Source organism: Staphylococcus sp. GW823-FHT05F06 (assembly GCF_058795495.1).
The window spans coordinates 84,435-103,363 of sequence record NZ_JBXAHW010000006.1 but is presented as its reverse complement, the minus strand read 5'-3'; the positions used below and the strand labels follow the sequence as shown (position 1 = coordinate 103,363).

Genomic DNA, 18,929 nt, shown 5'->3' with positions numbered 1-18,929 from the left:
TTATCGCTCGCTTTCCTCCGCTTGACTCTGAGCTGTAGCTAAAATTGCACCCGGAACTCTAAATGGTGAACATGAAACATAATCAATTTCCCATTGGTTAAATTTACGAATTGATTTTGCATCGCCACCAAGCTCACCACATACACCAATTTTTATCTCTGGATTTGTATTTTTAGCTTGTTCAACAGCTAATTGAATTAGTCGTCCTACACCTTCTCTATCTAAAGTTTGGAATGGGTCAAGCTGTAAAATGTTATTTTCAGTATACACATTTATGAATTTTCCTGCATCATCTCTAGAGAAACCAAATGTCAATTGCGTTAAATCATTAGTACCAAAACTGAAGAAATCACAATGTTTCGCAAGGTCATTCGCAATCAAGCATGCTCTAGGCGTTTCAATCATAGTACCTATCATATATTGTATATCTTGTTGTGATTCTTTTTCTAAATGTGTAATTGTATTAACTAATCGTTCTTTTAAAGTTGTAAATTCTTCTACTGTTGACACGAGAGGAATCATAATTTCTGGTAGGCACGTTATGCCCTCTTTTTGAAGCTTAATAACACTTTCAATGATAGCTTCAACTTGCATCTCATATAACTCTGGATAAGTCACAGCCAAACGACAACCACGATGACCAAGCATTGGATTGACCTCATTTAAGTCAACGATTCGCTTGCGTAAGAACTCTGAAGATACATTCAGCTGTTGAGAAACATTGTTTATATCTTCTTCAGATGATGGTAAGAACTCATGTAACGGTGGATCAAGTAAACGAACAATCGTAGGTCTATCTTGAGATAATCTGAAAATTGTTTCAAAATCTTCTACTTGGTATGTTTTAATTTTTTCTAAAGCTTGTACACGTTCGTCATGATTTGAAGCTAAGATAAAACGGCGCATTTCTATTAAACGTTCAGGGCCAAAGAACATGTGCTCAGTACGAACTAAACCTATTCCTTTAGAACCAAAATTATATCCAGCTTTTATATCTTGTGGTGTTTCAGCATTCATTCTAACTTGCAGTCTTGCAATCTCTTCAGACCAAGTCATAAATTGATCGAACTCTTCACTATGTTCAGCATTGACTGTTTCAATTGCTCCTAAATATAAATCACCAGCTGAACCATCTACAGAAACGATATCCCCTTCATGTAATTCACCTTCAGGATAATATACTGTTTTGTTCACTGTATCTATCTCTACATTCGAACATCCTGTCACACAACATTTGCCCATTCCTCTTGCTACAACAGCAGCGTGTGATGTCATACCACCATGAGTTGTTACGATTGCTTCACTTGCTACCATCCCCTCAATATCTTCAGGTGATGTTTCCGGTCGCATTAACACTACTTTATTACCATTTTCAGCTTGAAGTTTTGCTTCTTCAGCAGAGAAGACTACTTTTCCTGTTGCTGCACCGGGACTAGCTGGTAAGCCCATTTTAGAAACCACTGTCGCTTGCTTTAATGATTCTTCATTAAAATTAGGATGTAATAATTGGTCTATTGATTTTACTTCTACTTTTGATACTGCTTCTTCACGTGTAATTAATTGCTCGTGAACTAAATCCACAGCAATTTTTATTGCAGCTTTAGCAGTACGTTTTCCGTTACGTGTTTGTAATAAATAAAGTTTACCATTTTCAATTGTAAATTCTATGTCTTGCATATCTTTGTAATGTTTTTCAAGTTGTTTGGTTACATCAACAAACTCTTGATGTACATCTGGCATTTGTTGTTTTAAAGTGTCAATATCCTTAGGGGTACGAATGCCTGCAACAACATCTTCACCTTGAGCATTAAGTAAGTACTCTCCGAATAAATGATTTTCTCCAGTAACTGGATTTCTTGTAAATGCTACACCCGTACCACTATTTTCACCACTATTACCAAATACCATTTCCTGAATATTTACGGCTGTACCAATATCATGTGGAATATCATTTAAATCTCTATATACACGTGCACGATCATTATCCCAAGATTTAAATACTGCTTCAATTGCTTCTTCTAATTGCTTTAACGGTTCTTGGGGAAAAGGTTTATATGCCTCTTCTACATAGATTTCTTTATATTTTTCACATATAGTTTGTAGTCCTTCTGCCGGAATTTCAGCATCATTTTGATAACGATGCTTTGTTTTAAAATCATTAAAATATGTATCGAAAGCTGTCATTGGAATACCATAAACAACCTCTCCAAACATTTGTAGTAAACGACGGTAACAATCATATGCAAATCGTGCATCATTTGTTTTGTCAACAAGCTTTTTTACATTATCATCATTAAGTCCTAAATTAAGAATTGTATCCATCATTCCTGGCATGGAAATTTTTGCACCACTACGTACTGATACTAATAACAAGTTATCATCAGAGGAAAAGGCTTTTCCTGTTCGTTTAGAAAAAGCTGCTAAATGATCAATTAATTGTGTCTTTACTTCTGTAGGTAGTTCTTCATTTTGTTTTAAATATGTAATACAAGCTTCAGTCGTAATTGTAAAACCATCTGGTACTGGTAGTCCGAGTCTCTTCATCTCTGAAAGATTGGCACCTTTACCACCAAGTAAGTCTTTCATAGCTATATTTCCTTCATTAAATGCATAAACGAATTGTGTCATTCTTGACCACCTCTTATTTTTTATTATGTCATACTATTTATTTACAAGTATGTCATAATAAAAAGAGAATTACAACATTTTTAAGAAAAGGCTTTCATTAAATTTGCTCTAAATATGTCAAAAGTATTAATTTAATGCTTTTTTATTCATGATTTTATTTTTCAATTCATCATTGATTAGGTTATACTCATGCAATCTAAAAAGCAGGGCAAAATTCATACTGAATTCCCTGTCCCATCACATTAACTAAATTAAACTAATGCATATTCTAATATTAGTCTCTGACAGTCAAAATAAAAAAACCTGAGACATTGTATAAGTGTCCCAGGAAATATTTTCATTCATGCTTAATGTGATGAATCTTGTTGTTTATATTTTTTTATTTCTGCGTCACGTAATTCAACACGACGTATCTTACCTGAATTTGTTTTTGGTAGATGTTCAACAAATTCAATTGCTCTTGGATATTTATACGGTGCTACTTCATTTTTACAAAATACTTGTAATTCTTGGATTAACTCATCACTTGCTTCATAATCATCTTGCAAGATGATAAATGCTTTAACAATATTTCCACGAATGTCATGAGGACTTGCAACAACTGCACATTCTTTAACAGCTGCGTGATTTGTTAGTGCATCTTCTACCTCGAAAGGTCCAATGGTATATCCTGAACTAATGATAATATCGTCACGGCGACCTTCGAACCAGAAATAACCATCATTATCAATATGAGCTTGGTCTCCAGTAACATAATAATCACCTGTTGAAGCTGCTTTTGTGCGTGCTTCATCTTTAAAGTAACCTTTAAATAAAGCCGGTAAGTCTAAAGGCACGGCGATATTACCTTTAACATTTGGACCAACCTCTTTACCATCATCGTCAATGACAGTAACAAAACTACCAGGTATACCTTTGCCCATAGAACCCATACGTGGTTCAGTATCTTTTAGAAATCCGATCAACAATGTACTTTCGGTTTGTCCATATCCATCTCGAACAGTAATATTAAAATGACGTTTAAATTGTTCAACAACTTCTCGATTTAAAGGTTCACCCGCAGACACCGCACTGTGTAAATACTCTAAATTGTACTGTTCTAAATGACTAAGTTTAGCCATCATACGATATTCTGTTGGTGTACAACATAGAACATTAATTTGATAATTTTGAAGTAACTCGAGATATGTTTCAGGGTGGAAACGACCGTTATAGACAAATGCTGTTGCTCCCATCCCTAATACAGATAAAAATGGACTCCACACCCACTTTTGCCACCCTGGTGCTGCAGTTGCCCATACAAGATCATTCTCTTGTATACATAACCAATGTTTTGGTGCCATTTGTAAATGGGCATACCCCCATCCATGTGAATGCGTTACTGCTTTTGGATTGCCTGTTGTACCTGATGTATAAGAAAGAATCGCCAAATCATCTCGTGTTGTATCTGCGCCTTTAAGGTCATCACTTACTTTTTCTTTTTCATCTTCTATTGAAACCCAATCTTCTTTGTGACCAGCTACTATAAATTTTTTTAATTGGTCATATTCTTTAACGTTTTCAAATTCTTTAGTTAGAGAATCAAATGAAATAACTGCATCAATCTCACCGTGAGTAATTCGATATTGTAAATCTTTTGTTCGTAACATTTCCGAACTTGGAACAATCGCTATCCCTAGTTTCAATGCTGCAATATATAATTCATATGTAACGATTGCACGTGGCATCATGATGAGAACTTTATCTCCCTTTTTTAGCCCATGATTGAGGAATACATTCCCTACTTTATTAGCATTACTGATAAGTTCTTTATAACTTACAGAAATATTTTCATGCTCGTTATCCTTGTAAATAATGGCTTTTTTATGATCTTCTGAGGCATATTTTTCTATTTCTGTAACAATATTATAATTCTCAGGTGCTAGTAAATTTGATTTATTCATAAGTGTACTTCCTTTCAATTCACTTTCATCTAAACATTACCAAAGGTTTATAATCTATCAAACCTCTTAAAAACATTCATATTATTCATCATCAACTAACAAATTTTCAAATAAGAAAAACCTGAAACATAAATTAATGTACAGGTTTATCATTAACTTTTTGATTGTTGACAATAACTTTTTGCTACATTCATTTATCTTATATTATTTGAACAAGTCAAATATACTTTTACGTGTGTACAATTCATTAAAAGCATCCACAAAATTTTATTCTTAATAAATTCAATGGCATATTATACTTTTTTATATTTTATCATTCATATATTCAACACAAATTTAGTTATTAAGACTTTCTAACTCTATTCTTATATTATAGGATAAATCTCTATTGACTATACGATGATCAACACCTTTTTGAGTTCCACGTTTTTTATGAGTTTGCGCATATGCTTGTGAATTTTGCCAATCATAGAAAGCTTGTCTACTGTTCCATAGCGTGATGATAATGTAATGTCTCCCTTTGACTACCGGTCTAAGAAATCTTAACGCTTTAAAACCAGGCACATCTTGCAAATGTTGATTTCGCTTTAAAAACCGTGACTCAAAAACCTCTTCATTACCTCCATTGACGAATAAGTGATTTAACACACAAAATGAATCATTAGATAAGCTGTTGATTGATTCTAATACTTCGTAGTGCTGCTGATCATTATTCTTTTCAATTGTGAATGAATTACTAGTTTCTTCTATTATATATGTTTTATTTGTATCGCTAATTAACATAAGACATCCCTTCATTTCAATTTAAGATTATAGGGCTACTTTACTTTGTTCATATAGTGATAGTGAGCGTTTTACAGCTTCAATACAATCGTCATCAAAATAATTTAACTGATTAAAATAGTTTAATATATTATGTGCTGTTGTTTCTTCCATAGGTAAATCTTCATCTTGGTTAATACATGTGGCTAGTTTACCTAGAGGTGTTTCATCACCAACGAAATTTTGTATAAAATGATAAAAACTCACCTTATCACCTCTTTAATATGATATAAATACATACTACCATGATTTAATATATAAAACATTAAATCCAAACCGACACTCTATGCACGTCACCTATACATATCAACACTATTTATATATTCTTACTGACATTTCGTGGTAAGAAAAGTCCGGATGATAAGGACTGCTGAAATTACCATTGATAGATTGAAACAAAAAACTTAAATTTTTATTTTGACGTTACCAAAAGTATCTTTTAAGCTTCCCTTAACAACTATAAATAACCCACAAGAAGTGTTGTTAGACTCACCACTATATTTATCGTATCTTTTCAATTTCCAAAAGAAGCTTGTATCGTAAAAACAAAATTTAATTATCAATTAGATAATTAACAAATCGTAATAACTATAAAATCGGTACCTAATTACAATGTATAGATACCTTTATATTCTTGATATTTCATACACCTTTTATTTCAAATAATCTAATACAATTGTACCCACTGCCTCTGCAACTACAAGCATAGATGTTTCATTGATATTAAACTTAGGATGATGGTGAGGGTACATAGGTCCATCTTCTGGTGCTGCACCCGAATAAATAAATGTTGAAGGTCTTTCTAACGCATAAAACGCGAAATCTTCTGAGGGTGGCTGCGGCTCACAAATATCTATTGCTTTTATGTCATCCAGCTTAGCATTTTTTAAAGTTGTTGCTACATAAGAAGTAAATTCAGGATCATTGTAAAGAGCTGGATAATCCTTTTTAAATTCAAAATCACAAATCACTCCGAACATCTCTTCTAATCCTCTGACTAGTCGTGTCATTTCATTCTGAATATTGTCTCTTGTATCATCAGTCAGTGCACGTACATCACCTTCGATTGTTATTGTATCTTTAATCACATTGAATTGTCCTTTCCCGTCGAAGGAACCTATTGTGACTACACCCGTTTCAAACGGATTTAAGCGTCTTGAAACAATGGTCTGTGCGGTCGTTACAAAATGCGCACCTGCTACAATAGCGTCATTCGATGTATGTGGGGATGAGCCGTGACCACCCTGACCTTTCACAACAAGTCTAAAATAAGCGCGTCCCGTTTGAACAAAACCTTCACGATAGTATATTTTACCTGTTTCCATCATACTCATCACATGTGCACCTAAAACATGGTCCACCCCTTCTAATACGCCGTCATCTATCATACCTTTCGCACCGCCCGGTGGCATTTCTTCTGCAGGTTGATGTATAATCACGACATTACCTCTCAATTGATCTTTCATTTCAATTAATGTTTCTCCAAGTATTAGCATGTACGCAGTATGTGCATCATGACCACAAGCATGCATGACTCCCTCATTTTTAGAAGCATAAGGTAATTCTGTTTCTTCTTTTATCGGTAGCGCATCAAAGTCAGCACGAATAGCGATAGTTTTTCCTGGATGTTTACCTGCGATGGTAACTTTAATTCCATTAGGACCCACATTCGTCTCAACTAAACAATCCTTATCTTTATAAAAGTTTGCAATATATTTAGATGTTTCATTTTCTTCGAATGATAATTCAGGATTTTCATGTAAGTAACGTCTTATTTCTTTCATTCTTTGCTCTTTTTCACGTAGATGTTGAACTAAAGTTTGATTCATCTTAATCCTCTCCTCAAGATTATTATAAACTTTAATTTATAAATATTGTTACACAACGTTTTAGAGATACATATCTTAATTTTTATATTTAAACAATCATCGTACAAATCTATCACAGTAATGTTACACACTAAAAAACCTGAGACAACAAGTTGTCTCAGGCTTCTATATGAGTAACCAATGAATAAGTTACAATTGTGTACACAACAATTTTTTAAAGTTAAGTCTTTATATACCGTAACAGATGATTGAATTCAATATGATTGCTATTATAATCTATTTCTGGTTAGAATTTAAGATTATATTTTGAATCAAACTATTTTAATATTGGTAGAATGGATCATCTTCCATTGCACCTGCTTTTTCATCATCAATACCATGTTTATAATAGTCAACATATTGAGGTTCAAGCGGTTTTCTACCACGAATAATGTCCGCTGCTTTCTCAGCTAACATCAATACAGGTGCATGAATATTACCATTTGTTGTTCTAGGCATTGCTGAAGCATCAACGACACGTAAATTTTCCATACCATGTACTTTCATAGTTAATGGATCGACTACTGCCATTGGGTCAGATGCAGGTCCCATTTTCGCGCTACAAGATGGATGTAATGCAGTTTCTCCATCTTTACGTACCCAATCTAGAATTTCTTCATCCGTTTGAACTTGTGGTCCTGGTGAAATTTCGCCACCATTAAATGGGTCCATAGCTTTTTGTTTTAGGATATTTCTTGCTACTCTAATTGCTTCAACCCATTCTCTTTCGTCTTCTTTCGTAGATAAGTAATTAAACACGATACTTGGTTTTTCAAATGGATCCTTAGATTTGATTTTCAAACTACCTCTTGAGTTGGAGTACATTGGTCCAACATGTACTTGGTAACCATGTGCTACTGGTGCTTTTTGACCATCATATCTTACAGCAATTGGTAAGAAATGGAACATGAGGTTTGGATAATCAACATCATCATTTGATCTTACAAAGCCACCACCTTCAAAGTGGTTAGACGCCGCTGCACCTTTACGTGCAAAAATCCATTGTAAACCGATGAACGGCATACGTTTGACATCAAGGCTAGGTTGTAGTGAAACCGGTTGTTTACATTTATGTTGAATATATACTTCTAAGTGATCTTCGAAGTTCTCACCAACACCTGGTAAATGCATACGTGGCTCTATACCTTTTGATTTTAAGAATTCTGAGTCACCAATACCTGATAATTGTAATAGTTGTGGTGTATTGAAAGCACCGCCAGATAAAATAACTTCGTTTGCATGAACAGTATGTTCTTTACCATTTTTCTTGAAAGTCACGCCTGTTACTTTTTTACTATTATTTTCATCAAAAATTAATTTTGTAACGAATGCACGTGTTTCAACATCTAAGTTTCTACGTCTTAATGCTGGGCGTAGATACGCTCTTGAAGCAGACATACGACGTCCATGATGTACTTGGCTATCAAATGGTCCAAAACCTTCTTGTCTGTATCCATTAACGTCTGCAGTTTTATGATAGCCCGCTTCAACACCTGCATTAAAGAATGATTTAAATAATGGATTAGTAGCTGGTCCACGTTTTAATTTGATTGGACCATCATGGCCTCTAACTTTATCGTATGGCGCTGCACCATATGTTGTTTCTAACTTTTTGAAGTATGGTAGACAATGTGCAAAGTCCCATGTGTCCATTCCTTCAGGTTCTGCCCATCCTTCATAGTCCATTGGGTTACCTCGTTGATAAATCATACCGTTAATAGAACTTGAGCCACCTAATACTTTACCTCTCGCATGATCTACTCTACGTCCCATATGTGGTTCTTCGTCAGTTTGATATTCCCAGTCATAAAAACGATTACCTGATGGGAACATCAATGCTGCTGGCATTTGAATAAATAAATCCCAGAAATAGTCACTACGTCCAGCTTCTAATACCAAAACATTTTTATCTTTATCCTCTGAAAGGCGTGCACCAAGAACTGAACCTGCACTACCGCCACCAATGATGACATAATCGTATGAATCGCGTTTTCTTCTCATCGTTAAAGACCTCCAAAAATTGATTTGTTTTCTTTGTTTGTTAACATCTCTTTCTTAAAAGGTTTCATTTATTGAAGTGAGCACTATACCTTAGTTAGTACTCACTTCATGTAGCATTTTGTATTTATAAGTCATTTACTGTATATAAGCAATGTATTATTATTTACTGAACCAATCCACTGGTTCTGGATTAGTATTTGTAAGAATGTGTTTACTTACTAAATATTCCTCTAATCCTTCTTTACCTAATTCTCTACCGATACCTGATTGTTTGTAACCGCCCCATGGCGCTTGTGCAAAGTATGGATGGAAATCGTTAATCCAAACCGTACCAAGTTTCAATTTATTTGCAACACGTTGTGCTTTACCAATATCTTTAGTAAATATAGCACCTGCTAAACCGTAAATTGAATCATTTGCTAAGCGAATAGCTTCTTCTTCGTCAGCAAATCCTTCTACAGTCACAACTGGTCCAAAGACTTCCTCTTGAACAATACGCATTGATGTATCACAATCTGTAATTACAGTAGGTTCAAAGAATAATCCGGCTTGTAAGTCTTCACGTTCAGGGCGTTTACCACCAATTGCAATTGTTGCTCCATCTTTTTTCGCAACTTCCATATAACCTTCAATTTTATCGCGGTGTGCTGTTGAGATAACTGGTCCCATTTCAGTATCTTGATCAAAACCGTTACCTAATTTGATTTTGCTTACACGATCGATAAGAGCTTTTTCGAATTTATCTTTAATATCATTGTGAACTAAGATTCTTGAACCAGCAGAGCACACTTGACCAGCGTGGAAATATCCACCATTAAGTGCTTGGTCTACAGCTAATTCAAAATCAGCGTCATCAAAAATAATATTAGGATTTTTGCCGCCTAATTCTAATGCAACGTCAGTCACGTGATTAGCTGCTTGTTTCATGATGTGTTTTCCTGTTTCAATACCACCTGTAAATGAAACTAAATCGACTTCTTCATGACCTGACATCACGTCGCCCACTTCTGATCCAGCACCAAGTACTAAATTAATTGTTCCTTTAGGGAAACCAACTTCCTCCATCAATTCAAATACACGAATTGTTGTTAACGGAGTAATTTCACTTGGTTTCATAACTAATGAGCAACCTGTTGCTAAAGCTGGCGCAATTTTCCAAGATGCTTGAAGTAATGGATAGTTCCAAGGTGTAATTTGAGTAACAACACCTACAGGTTCTTTAACTACTTTACTTTCAGCATTAGGAATAGGTGAATTGATAATTTCACCGCCATCTTTATCAGCTAAACCAGCAAAATACATAAACACATTATGAATATCATCCATATCAGCATAGGATTCTTCTAAAGTTTTACCAGTGTCTAATGTTTCTAATTTAGCTAACTCTTCTCTATTTTCTTTAATTTTATCAGCAACGGCTCTCACTTTTTTACCTCTGACTTCACTTGTTTCAAGTGACCATTCACCGTCTTCGAAAGATCTTCTAGCAGCTAAAATTGCTCTTTCAACATCTTCTTTAGTTCCTTCAGCTACAGTGAAGATTGTTTCTTGATTGTAAGGATTTATAATATCTCTTGTGTTTTTATTTGAACTTTCAACCCATTCTCCATCAATATATTGACGATTTGATAATTTATCTACAAGTTCCATCAAACGACCTCCGTTAAGTTTGTTAAATTTTTATTTAACGAATTTTACAGAGTTATGTTATCATAATTGATGAAAAAGTGTCAATTTCTTTAAAAATGTTTGTATTTTACAATCGAACTTATCTATGTTTAAGAAATAATTTTTGTTCAGAAAATTACTTTTCTTTTTTTCATAAAAGGCTTTATAATGATTCTCGTGTGTATTTATTAGAAATGGGACATATAGCATAGGTTTTTATAGCCATTTATAGATTGCAGCATTGAATTTAGTCAAAAGTAGTATAGACATTAACAATTCAAATCGATAACTAACATTTGATTATGAAATTTCAATGTAATTATGCTTTATATTCATGAACGAGTTACAACTCAAAGTAATAGATGTATCCTTTACAGGCAAATCATCATAAAAATCATAGTATCTGGTGCGTCCACCTAAGCTAAATAATGGATTAAAATGGAGGTGCAATGATGGATTATAATAACAATGACAGTCAATATATCGAAGAAGCTAAAGATTTAGTTATCAACTCAATCGGTGAAACCATGGATTTGTATGGTATCAACCGTAGTGTAGGTAACTTGTATGGCATTATGGTTTTTGAAGGAAGTATGACACTTGATGAAATGCGACAACAACTGCAAATGAGTAAACCTAGTATGAGTACAGGTGTAAAAAAACTACAAGAATACGATATCGTCAAACAACAATTCACGCGTGGTAGCCGAAAGCAACATTTTATTGCAGAGAAAGATTTCTTCACTTTCTTCCGCAACTTTTTTACTAAAAAATGGGAACGTGAAATTGACACTAATATGGAAGCAATTGAAGATGCAGAAAATATCATTCACCCACTTCTTGAAAAGAATGATATAGATGAGGAAGTTAAAAAACAAGCAATAAATGTAAAAGCGCAGTTAGACCACTCTAAAATATATTACAAGTGGCTCGCTCAATTAAGTGAAGCTCTAGAGTCAGGAGAAATTTTTAACTATTTCCCAATTCCAGATGAACAACATCATCATGATCAATCAGAAAAAGCCAAGCGATAATGATTTAACATTCGCTTGGCTTTTTTTGTTATAAGTTATCGTCTTCAGGTTTGTCTTTGACCTGAACTATTCTTAGAGAACGTCTTTCAATTTCTTTATGCTTATCTGCACGTCTTTCTAACTTGATACGATCTCGTCCGAGTATAATTAAGAACGAAATCATCATTAGCGTAAATATAACAATTAAAGGTACACTAGCAAGTAATGATGCTGTTTTCAATACTTCTAATGCACGTTCTCCTCCAACTAGCATTAAAGAGAACGGTAGTAAACATAACGCAAACGCCCAGAACAAACGATTAGCACGTAACGGTTCTCCTATCACTTTTTTCTGTGACGCTGCTGCTAAAATATATGAACCAGAATCGAATGTTGTTGCTAAGAATAAGAAAGCTGATATTAAGAATAAGATAATAGTAATTGTCGAGAATGGTAGTTGATGCATTATTTCTATGATTGTTGCCTCTGTACCATAATTGTTTAAATAGCTTATTACATTAAATTGCTCAGTAATTTGTAGATATACAGCATAGTTACCAAAAATACCGAAAAATAACACACAACCTAATGTTCCATAGCATATTGTTCCTAATACAACTTCTTTAAGTGTACGTCCTTTTGAGATACGCGCGATAAACAATCCAATAAACGGTGCATAAACGAGCCACCATGACCAGTAGAATATTGTCCAATCTTGAGGGAAATTCGTTTCTTTACGACCTTTTATGCCACCAAATGGTTCCATCCATGTCGCCATATGGAAGAAATCTTTTATCATATTACCGAACCCTGTAACTGTAGTTTCCATAATAAACACAGTTGGACCTACGATGAATACAAATGCTAATAATAAAAATGATAACCAAACGTTAACATCACTTAATTTTTGAATACCTTTTTTCAAACCTGTGTAAGAACTGATTGCGAAAATAACTGTAATAGTTAGTAAGATGATTGAACGTAAAATCATATTAGATCCATCTAAACCAGTCAATCGTTCAATACCAGCTGAGATCATCGGCACGCCTAGAGCGAGTGATGTTGCAGCACCACCGAGCAAACCGAAAATAAATAAAATATCTACGATTTTTCCTAATAATTTATCCGTATGTCCTTTTAAAATTGGTCGACAAGCTTGACTAATTTTATAGACGGGTTTCTTCTTAACGAAAACTAAATAACCGATTGGCAAAGCTGGTAGCACATATATTGCCCAGGCTATAGGTCCCCAGTGAAACATACCATATTGAGTTGCATATTGAAGTGCTTGATCGGACATTGATTTTGCACCGTTAGGAGGTACTTGATAATAAAATGCCCACTCAATAACACCCCAATATAAAATATCTGAACCAATACCGGCACAGAATAACATGGCTGCCCATGTGAAATTATTAAATTCAGGTTTGTCAGTCGCTTTTCCTAACGTGACATTCCCATACTTACCAAATGCTATGTATAAAACAAAACAAAATATAGCCAGTCCCATAAAGAGATATACCGATCCAATTGAATTAGAAATGGCACTATTGATATCGGTAATGATTATTTCACTTGCTTTCGGAAAAACCATCATAGGTATAACAGCAAAAAGTAACACAATGACTACGCCTATGAAGGTCGTCCAGTCCATAACTTTTTCCTTTTTCAAATGTGATCCCCCTAATATTAATTTATGAATCTTTACTTTAAATTACGTTCAATGGATAGTGATTCACAAAAAAGACAATAACGAACTTTTAATAATAATGCAAATTACATACATGTATCATCAAAATCTAATTTGAATAATTATATAATTTAAGCCTCTCAAATATTCATCTTAAATTGCTATGACAACAGTGTTAAGTTAAAATTTAACAAAATGAACGAACTTTACAATATTTCATATCGTATTTTTATACACTTTTAACGTATATATATTTATTTTATTTTTTTCTCCACTGATACTCACTCTTAATCTATAAATAAAAAATCGCCAATATTTAGTCATTCAAATACCTTACTCGATGAGATGAAGTATTTAAAACACTATATATATGGCGATTAAATTCCAACTTATAAAAATTGATTAATATCCTAAAATGGTTTTAATAACAAATCCTGTAATGACGGATACTGTTATAACAAAAAATCCTGGTATCATAAAGCTCGTAGGTCTTGTTCTACCTGTTTCATCTAGTTCTACAGCAAATAATAGTGTCGGTTGAGCTGGAATAACGAAATTCACATTTAATGTTTGTACCATCGCAACAAAATAGATGGGAGGTATACCTAAACTCATAACTATCGGCACCATAATTGATGCTGTAGCTGTTTGAGAAATGACAATCATTGCAACTACAGAAACAAGTATGATAACAAGCCAAGGTACTTCACTAATAATTGACCCAATATCATTTTTCAATATTTTTAAGTTATGTGGAGCATTAAATATTGTTGCACCTAACCAACCTGGGCCAAGAACTGCAAAAAGTGCTCCCATTGCAGATTGTGTAATATTCGATGACAGAATATCAGAAGTATTGATTTTTATTAATAATAAATTGATTGTAGCGCTGAGATACATAAAGAACTGAACAATTTCAGTCATCTCAACTTTAACTACATCTCCATTCACATTGAATTGCGGCATGAGATTAGGAAATATGCCAAACGTTAAAATACCCATGACACATAATAGGAATGAGATAACACCTATTTTTACTTTTAATGAAAAGTCATTTTTGATTTCGACTTCTGGCATCTGAACTAAACGTTCTGACTCATCACGCACGTGTTCTTTTCGTCCTACAAATGTACAAAATGTACTAAGCATTAACATACTAATTAAAGCTGTAGGTAAAACAATACTTAAATACTTGCCCATCGATATTTCATACCCTGCTAATACAGAAATAATATAAGCTGTAGCAGAAGCTGCCGGGCTACAAAGTAAGGCTAAATTGGCTGTAAGTACCGAAGCAGTTAATGCGCGTTTAGGCTGAATTCGTGCTTTTTGTGCAGTTTTCGCTATGATAGGTTCAAGTGAAAGAGCTATATTTGCAGTACCAATTCCAAAAACAAAGACAAAGACAATCATTGGCGCTATAAATATAATTGATTTTGGAAAGCGTTCAATCACACGTGATGCAATGTATACTAAATAGTCAATACCACCAGTGGCTTGTAACGTACCACCTGCTATACCAATAGATAATATGATTAACACTGCCGTCACTGGTGCTGAACCTGGAGGTAACTGGAATCCAAATATCATGATAAGCTGCGCTACTATAGCAAAGATGCCACATCCCAGTGCACCAGCAGTTCTTAATCCTAATAATATCGCTAGAATCATGATTATGATTTCTATGATAAACAATAACATGGAAGAATCTCCTAACTTATGCCGAACAATTTTCACTTCAATATTTTATCACTTTAATATGTAATTAGTATATATATAAGTATAAGATTATTTCTTTTACTTTTTAGATGTTTAATGTTTGTCACTTTTCAGTCTATAAATTGCAACAAATCACATCTACCTACTAAAAAGTGATATAAATTTACTTTAAAAATAAAATTAACTATACTCTTTAAAACTGTCGTTATACATGTGGATAACTTTCATGTTCATCCCATTGAAAACTTATAACAAAGATTGCCCAAAACAAATGAACCATAACATTTATTTTGGGCTATTTTTCCAAGAGATATCTTAAAAATTAATTCCAATTATCATCATAAACTATTTAGTTAGATATTCAATGACCTGTTCTTTTTGTAAGGAAGATTGAACATCAATCACACGTTGATTAAGTGATCCTTTATATGGAAGATTCGGACGATATAAATGTTGAATAAACATACCATCAACTAATACATCAATATGTTCGAGTAATGACTTGCGCGCATCGTCTTGCTGTTTCAAATATTCAAATAAAAAGCCAGTCCATACCCAAATTGTTTTTGTATGACCGAATCGTTGTCTAAAAGCTTCAACAAGTTGGAGTGTGATAAACAAATTACAAAATGGTTCTCCACCAAGTATGCTTAAGCCTTCGATATAAGAAGGCGCACAATAATCTAAAATCTCTTCAAGCATTTCAAGTTCGAAAGGTTCTCCGTATTTAAAATTTTGGGCTTTAACGTTATAACAACCTTTACATTGAAAAGGACATCCGGAAACATATACACTGCATCGAACACCTTCACCATCTACAAAGCTATGACTTTCTATTTTAGCTATATAGTGTTGACCTTCTTTAATGTTTAAAATATTCATGAACGAGGTTCCTTCATGTGTTTCACTCTTGCACATATCTCTTTTTGTCGACCTTCAATAACAGGTCTTTGAACTGGATTTCCTAAATAACCACATGTTCTTTTTACAACGTCAACCGTTTTAGGATCAGTGTTACCACAATGTGGGCATCTATATCCGTTAGCAGTAGTTTCAAAATCTCCATCATAGCCACAACGATAACAGTGATCAATAGGAATATTCGTACCTAAATAACCTACCTTATCATAAGCATAATCCCATACTGCTTCTAAAGCTTTCAGATTATGATTTAACTTTGGATATTCACAATAATGAATGAATCCACCACTTGCATAGTAAGGATAGTCTTTTTCAAAATCTAATTTTTCAAACGGCGTTACATCTTTACGCACATCATAGTGGAATGAATTTTGGTAATATCCTTTATCAGTAACATCTGGAATAAATCCAAATTTTTCTTTGTCCAATCGGCAAAATCTATCTGTTAGTGATTCACTAGGTGTACTGTATATACTGAACCAAATATCATATTGTTTCGTCCACTCTACTTGATAACGTTTCATTTCTCTTAATATGTCTAGTGTGAATGTTTTAGCTTCAGGATTGTGTTCCCAATTCGGTCCATAAAATAATGTTGCCGCTTCGTATAAACCGATATACCCCATTGAAATCGTTGCGCGTTGTTTTGTAAATAATGAATCGACAGTATCTTCTGAAGTGAGTTTATTTTTAAATGCACCACTTTTATATAAAATAGGCGCGTTATCTGGAATAGCATCTTGTAGTCTTTGAATTCGATACACAAGTGCATCATGTAATAATTGCATGCGTTTTTCAAAGATATCCCAAAACTGCTGCATGTCACCATCTGCTTCGATTGCAATTCTCGGTACGTTCAACGTCACTACACCTAAGTTACATCGTCCATTATTTTCCAATTGACCTTCATCATTCTTCCAACTTGGTAAAAATGAACGACATCCCATCGGTGCTTTAAAATCACCAAGCAGTTCCACAAGTTTATCGTAATTTAAAATATCGGGATACATGCGCTTTGTTGAACATTCCAATGCAAGTTGTTTAATATCATAGTTAGGATCTTCTGGACTAAAGTTAACCCCCTTTTTTATCGAAAATACAAGTTTAGGGAAAATTGCAGTAACCCTATCTTTACCGAGACCTTTAATACGGGTATGTAAAATTGCTTGTTGAATTTTTCGACTTAATTGATCTGTTCCTAAACCAAATCCCAAAGTAACGAATGGCGTTTGTCCATTGGAAGTATAGAGTGTGTTAATCTCATACTCTAAACTTTCAATTGCATCACCAATATCCTTAGTTACTTGTGTATCCACATAATTCTCAATTTTGTCAGGTTGAACGAAATCATTCGCTACTTCCCTGTGATGTTGTGCATTCATTTGTGCATATTTACTTAGTAATTCGTCAACACGATCGACAGTACAACCTCCATATTGACTGCTTGAAACGTTTGCAATGATTTGTACAAGTTGTGCTGAAGCGGTTTGTATTGATTGAGGTGTTGTAACATTAGCATTGCCTATCTCAAAGCCATTCTCTAACATATCTTTTGCATCTATGAGACAACAATTGGTTAATGGTTGAAATGGATGGTAATCTAAGTCGTGAAAATGAATATCTCCCGATTGATGTGCATGAGCAACATGCTTTGGAAGTAAATGATCGAGTGCATAAGACTTTGATACCGTTCCAGCTGTTAAATCTCGCATTGTTGAGAATGTATTACTATCTTTATTTGCATTTTCATTTAATATAGTTGGATCTTTTGTGATTAATCGAGTTAATGATGTTTCTAGAGTAGTCATTTCGTCACCCTTCGCTATATATAGTGTATATCAATAAAATAAAATACTATATATAGTATTACAATCGATTACTAAGTCGTTAACTAAAATGTCATAAAGATTATTAACGTTTAGTGAACTCTATGTGAGATAAAGATAGTTTTGTAATCAATATAAAAACCTGAGACGTCAATGTTCTCAGGCTTCTATAACATATAGTTAGTTTTTAATTCAGTTAAAATTTATAATATCTTCATTTTTGGTAATTCTAGTAATTATCTTCGTATAAATTGGGAATAAATAACCGAAATAAGCATTTACCTTTTCCCTTTCACCTATCTAATTATTTCTATTATCTTGTGTTGATTGATTTATATTTTGATGTGTTTGTTGATGATCTTGAACGACATGTTGAGAATGCTCTTGTGTTACTTGTTCTTCCCCATTGCTCGACTCTTGCGATACATCTGTATGTCCCTTTGACATCTCAAGATTTTTTTCTAAATTTTTGCGCTTTTCATCTTCTGATCGACGGTCATATGAGCGCTCTTCTAACACTGAGCCAACTGTTAAAATGAGAATTACAGCTATTGTCCCCACAATAAATAATACAAGTAAAATCCACATCCAAATATTAAATGACATGTTATATCACCATCCTCTTATTTTTTTGATAAATCACACAATATCTCTTTAAAAATATTTTCCCTTTTTATTTCACTTTAATCACACATCAATAATTAGCTTTTTAGAAATTTAAATTATAGTTGTCACAAACTAAGCATAAATCATGACTCATAAGTATACTATTGATGACATTTAAAAATTAACATCTTCTTACTTAATTAAAAGTAAGTATATCTGACCAA

Annotated in this window: 13 protein-coding genes; 1 reads left to right on the top strand and 12 read right to left on the bottom strand. The window is 33.7% G+C overall.

Annotation, left to right across the window (positions count from 1 at the left end; genetic code table 11):
* The 7 genes from ppdK to betB all read right to left on the bottom strand — a co-directional run bounded on the left by ppdK (position 1) and on the right by betB (position 10,912).
* The gene (gene ppdK / locus AC1Q7N_RS05715) at positions 1-2,628 is read right to left on the bottom strand and encodes a pyruvate, phosphate dikinase (RefSeq protein WP_001830624.1); all 2,628 of its coding nucleotides are present in this window, start codon (positions 2,626-2,628) and stop codon (positions 1-3) included.
* A gap of 347 nt (positions 2,629-2,975) precedes the next feature.
* Positions 2,976-4,571 (bottom strand): acyl-CoA synthetase MbcS, encoded by a 1,596-nt coding sequence (gene mbcS, locus AC1Q7N_RS05710; RefSeq protein ID WP_001830656.1) that lies wholly within the window; start codon positions 4,569-4,571, stop codon positions 2,976-2,978.
* A gap of 336 nt (positions 4,572-4,907) precedes the next feature.
* Positions 4,908-5,354 carry an antibiotic biosynthesis monooxygenase family protein gene (locus tag AC1Q7N_RS05705; RefSeq protein WP_001830617.1) on the bottom strand — a complete coding sequence of 149 codons (447 nt, stop codon included), beginning with the start codon at positions 5,352-5,354 and terminating at the stop codon, positions 4,908-4,910.
* 27 nt (positions 5,355-5,381) lie between these two features.
* Positions 5,382-5,600, bottom strand: a complete 219-nt coding sequence (locus tag AC1Q7N_RS05700; RefSeq protein WP_001830634.1) for a sterile alpha motif-like domain-containing protein — start codon at positions 5,598-5,600, stop codon at positions 5,382-5,384.
* Between the two features lie 446 nt (positions 5,601-6,046).
* The gene (locus AC1Q7N_RS05695; protein ID WP_001830632.1) at positions 6,047-7,222 is read right to left on the bottom strand and encodes an amidohydrolase; all 1,176 of its coding nucleotides are present in this window, start codon (positions 7,220-7,222) and stop codon (positions 6,047-6,049) included.
* A gap of 321 nt (positions 7,223-7,543) precedes the next feature.
* Entirely contained in the window at positions 7,544-9,262 is a 1,719-nt protein-coding gene (gene betA, locus AC1Q7N_RS05690) for a choline dehydrogenase (RefSeq protein ID WP_001830593.1), read from the bottom strand.
* A gap of 159 nt (positions 9,263-9,421) precedes the next feature.
* A complete protein-coding gene (gene betB / locus AC1Q7N_RS05685; RefSeq protein WP_001830602.1) occupies positions 9,422-10,912 on the bottom strand; it encodes a betaine-aldehyde dehydrogenase in 1,491 nt (496 codons plus the stop codon).
* A 470-nt stretch (positions 10,913-11,382) separates the two neighbouring features.
* On the opposite strand from betB, the gene cudC reads away from it, so the two are divergent.
* Positions 11,383-11,964 carry a choline uptake/conversion transcriptional regulator CudC gene (cudC, locus tag AC1Q7N_RS05680; protein WP_002489710.1) on the top strand — a complete coding sequence of 194 codons (582 nt, stop codon included), beginning with the start codon at positions 11,383-11,385 and terminating at the stop codon, positions 11,962-11,964.
* 28 nt (positions 11,965-11,992) lie between these two features.
* On the opposite strand, the gene AC1Q7N_RS05675 is transcribed toward cudC, so the two are convergent.
* From AC1Q7N_RS05675 to AC1Q7N_RS05655, 5 genes are all read right to left on the bottom strand, one after another.
* A complete protein-coding gene (locus AC1Q7N_RS05675; protein ID WP_001830660.1) occupies positions 11,993-13,615 on the bottom strand; it encodes a BCCT family transporter in 1,623 nt (540 codons plus the stop codon).
* Between the two features lie 420 nt (positions 13,616-14,035).
* Positions 14,036-15,334, bottom strand: coding sequence for an anaerobic C4-dicarboxylate transporter (locus AC1Q7N_RS05670; RefSeq protein WP_001830664.1), 1,299 nt, complete (start codon positions 15,332-15,334; stop codon positions 14,036-14,038).
* A 363-nt stretch (positions 15,335-15,697) separates the two neighbouring features.
* Positions 15,698-16,234, bottom strand: coding sequence for an anaerobic ribonucleoside-triphosphate reductase activating protein (gene nrdG, locus AC1Q7N_RS05665; protein ID WP_002438021.1), 537 nt, complete (start codon positions 16,232-16,234; stop codon positions 15,698-15,700).
* Positions 16,231-18,081 (bottom strand): anaerobic ribonucleoside-triphosphate reductase, encoded by a 1,851-nt coding sequence (gene nrdD / locus AC1Q7N_RS05660; protein WP_002438017.1) that lies wholly within the window; start codon positions 18,079-18,081, stop codon positions 16,231-16,233. The genes nrdG and nrdD overlap by 4 nt, the downstream gene beginning before the upstream one ends.
* Positions 18,082-18,399: 318 nt before the next feature.
* Positions 18,400-18,705, bottom strand: a complete 306-nt coding sequence (locus AC1Q7N_RS05655) for a hypothetical protein (protein WP_002438015.1) — start codon at positions 18,703-18,705, stop codon at positions 18,400-18,402.
* Positions 18,706-18,929: the final 224 nt, after the last annotated feature.

Coding starts and splice junctions, on each gene's coding strand:
- ppdK (WP_001830624.1), bottom strand. CDS start 2,628: ATGACACAATTCGTTTATGCATTTAATGAAGGAAATATAGCTATGAAA.
- mbcS (WP_001830656.1), bottom strand. CDS start 4,571: ATGAATAAATCAAATTTACTAGCACCTGAGAATTATAATATTGTTACA.
- AC1Q7N_RS05705 (WP_001830617.1), bottom strand. CDS start 5,354: ATGTTAATTAGCGATACAAATAAAACATATATAATAGAAGAAACTAGT.
- AC1Q7N_RS05695 (WP_001830632.1), bottom strand. CDS start 7,222: ATGAATCAAACTTTAGTTCAACATCTACGTGAAAAAGAGCAAAGAATG.
- betA (WP_001830593.1), bottom strand. CDS start 9,262: ATGAGAAGAAAACGCGATTCATACGATTATGTCATCATTGGTGGCGGT.
- betB (WP_001830602.1), bottom strand. CDS start 10,912: ATGGAACTTGTAGATAAATTATCAAATCGTCAATATATTGATGGAGAA.
- cudC (WP_002489710.1), top strand. CDS start 11,383: ATGGATTATAATAACAATGACAGTCAATATATCGAAGAAGCTAAAGAT.
- AC1Q7N_RS05670 (WP_001830664.1), bottom strand. CDS start 15,334: ATGTTATTGTTTATCATAGAAATCATAATCATGATTCTAGCGATATTA.
- nrdG (WP_002438021.1), bottom strand. CDS start 16,234: ATGAATATTTTAAACATTAAAGAAGGTCAACACTATATAGCTAAAATA.
- nrdD (WP_002438017.1), bottom strand. CDS start 18,081: ATGACTACTCTAGAAACATCATTAACTCGATTAATCACAAAAGATCCA.
- AC1Q7N_RS05655 (WP_002438015.1), bottom strand. CDS start 18,705: ATGTCATTTAATATTTGGATGTGGATTTTACTTGTATTATTTATTGTG.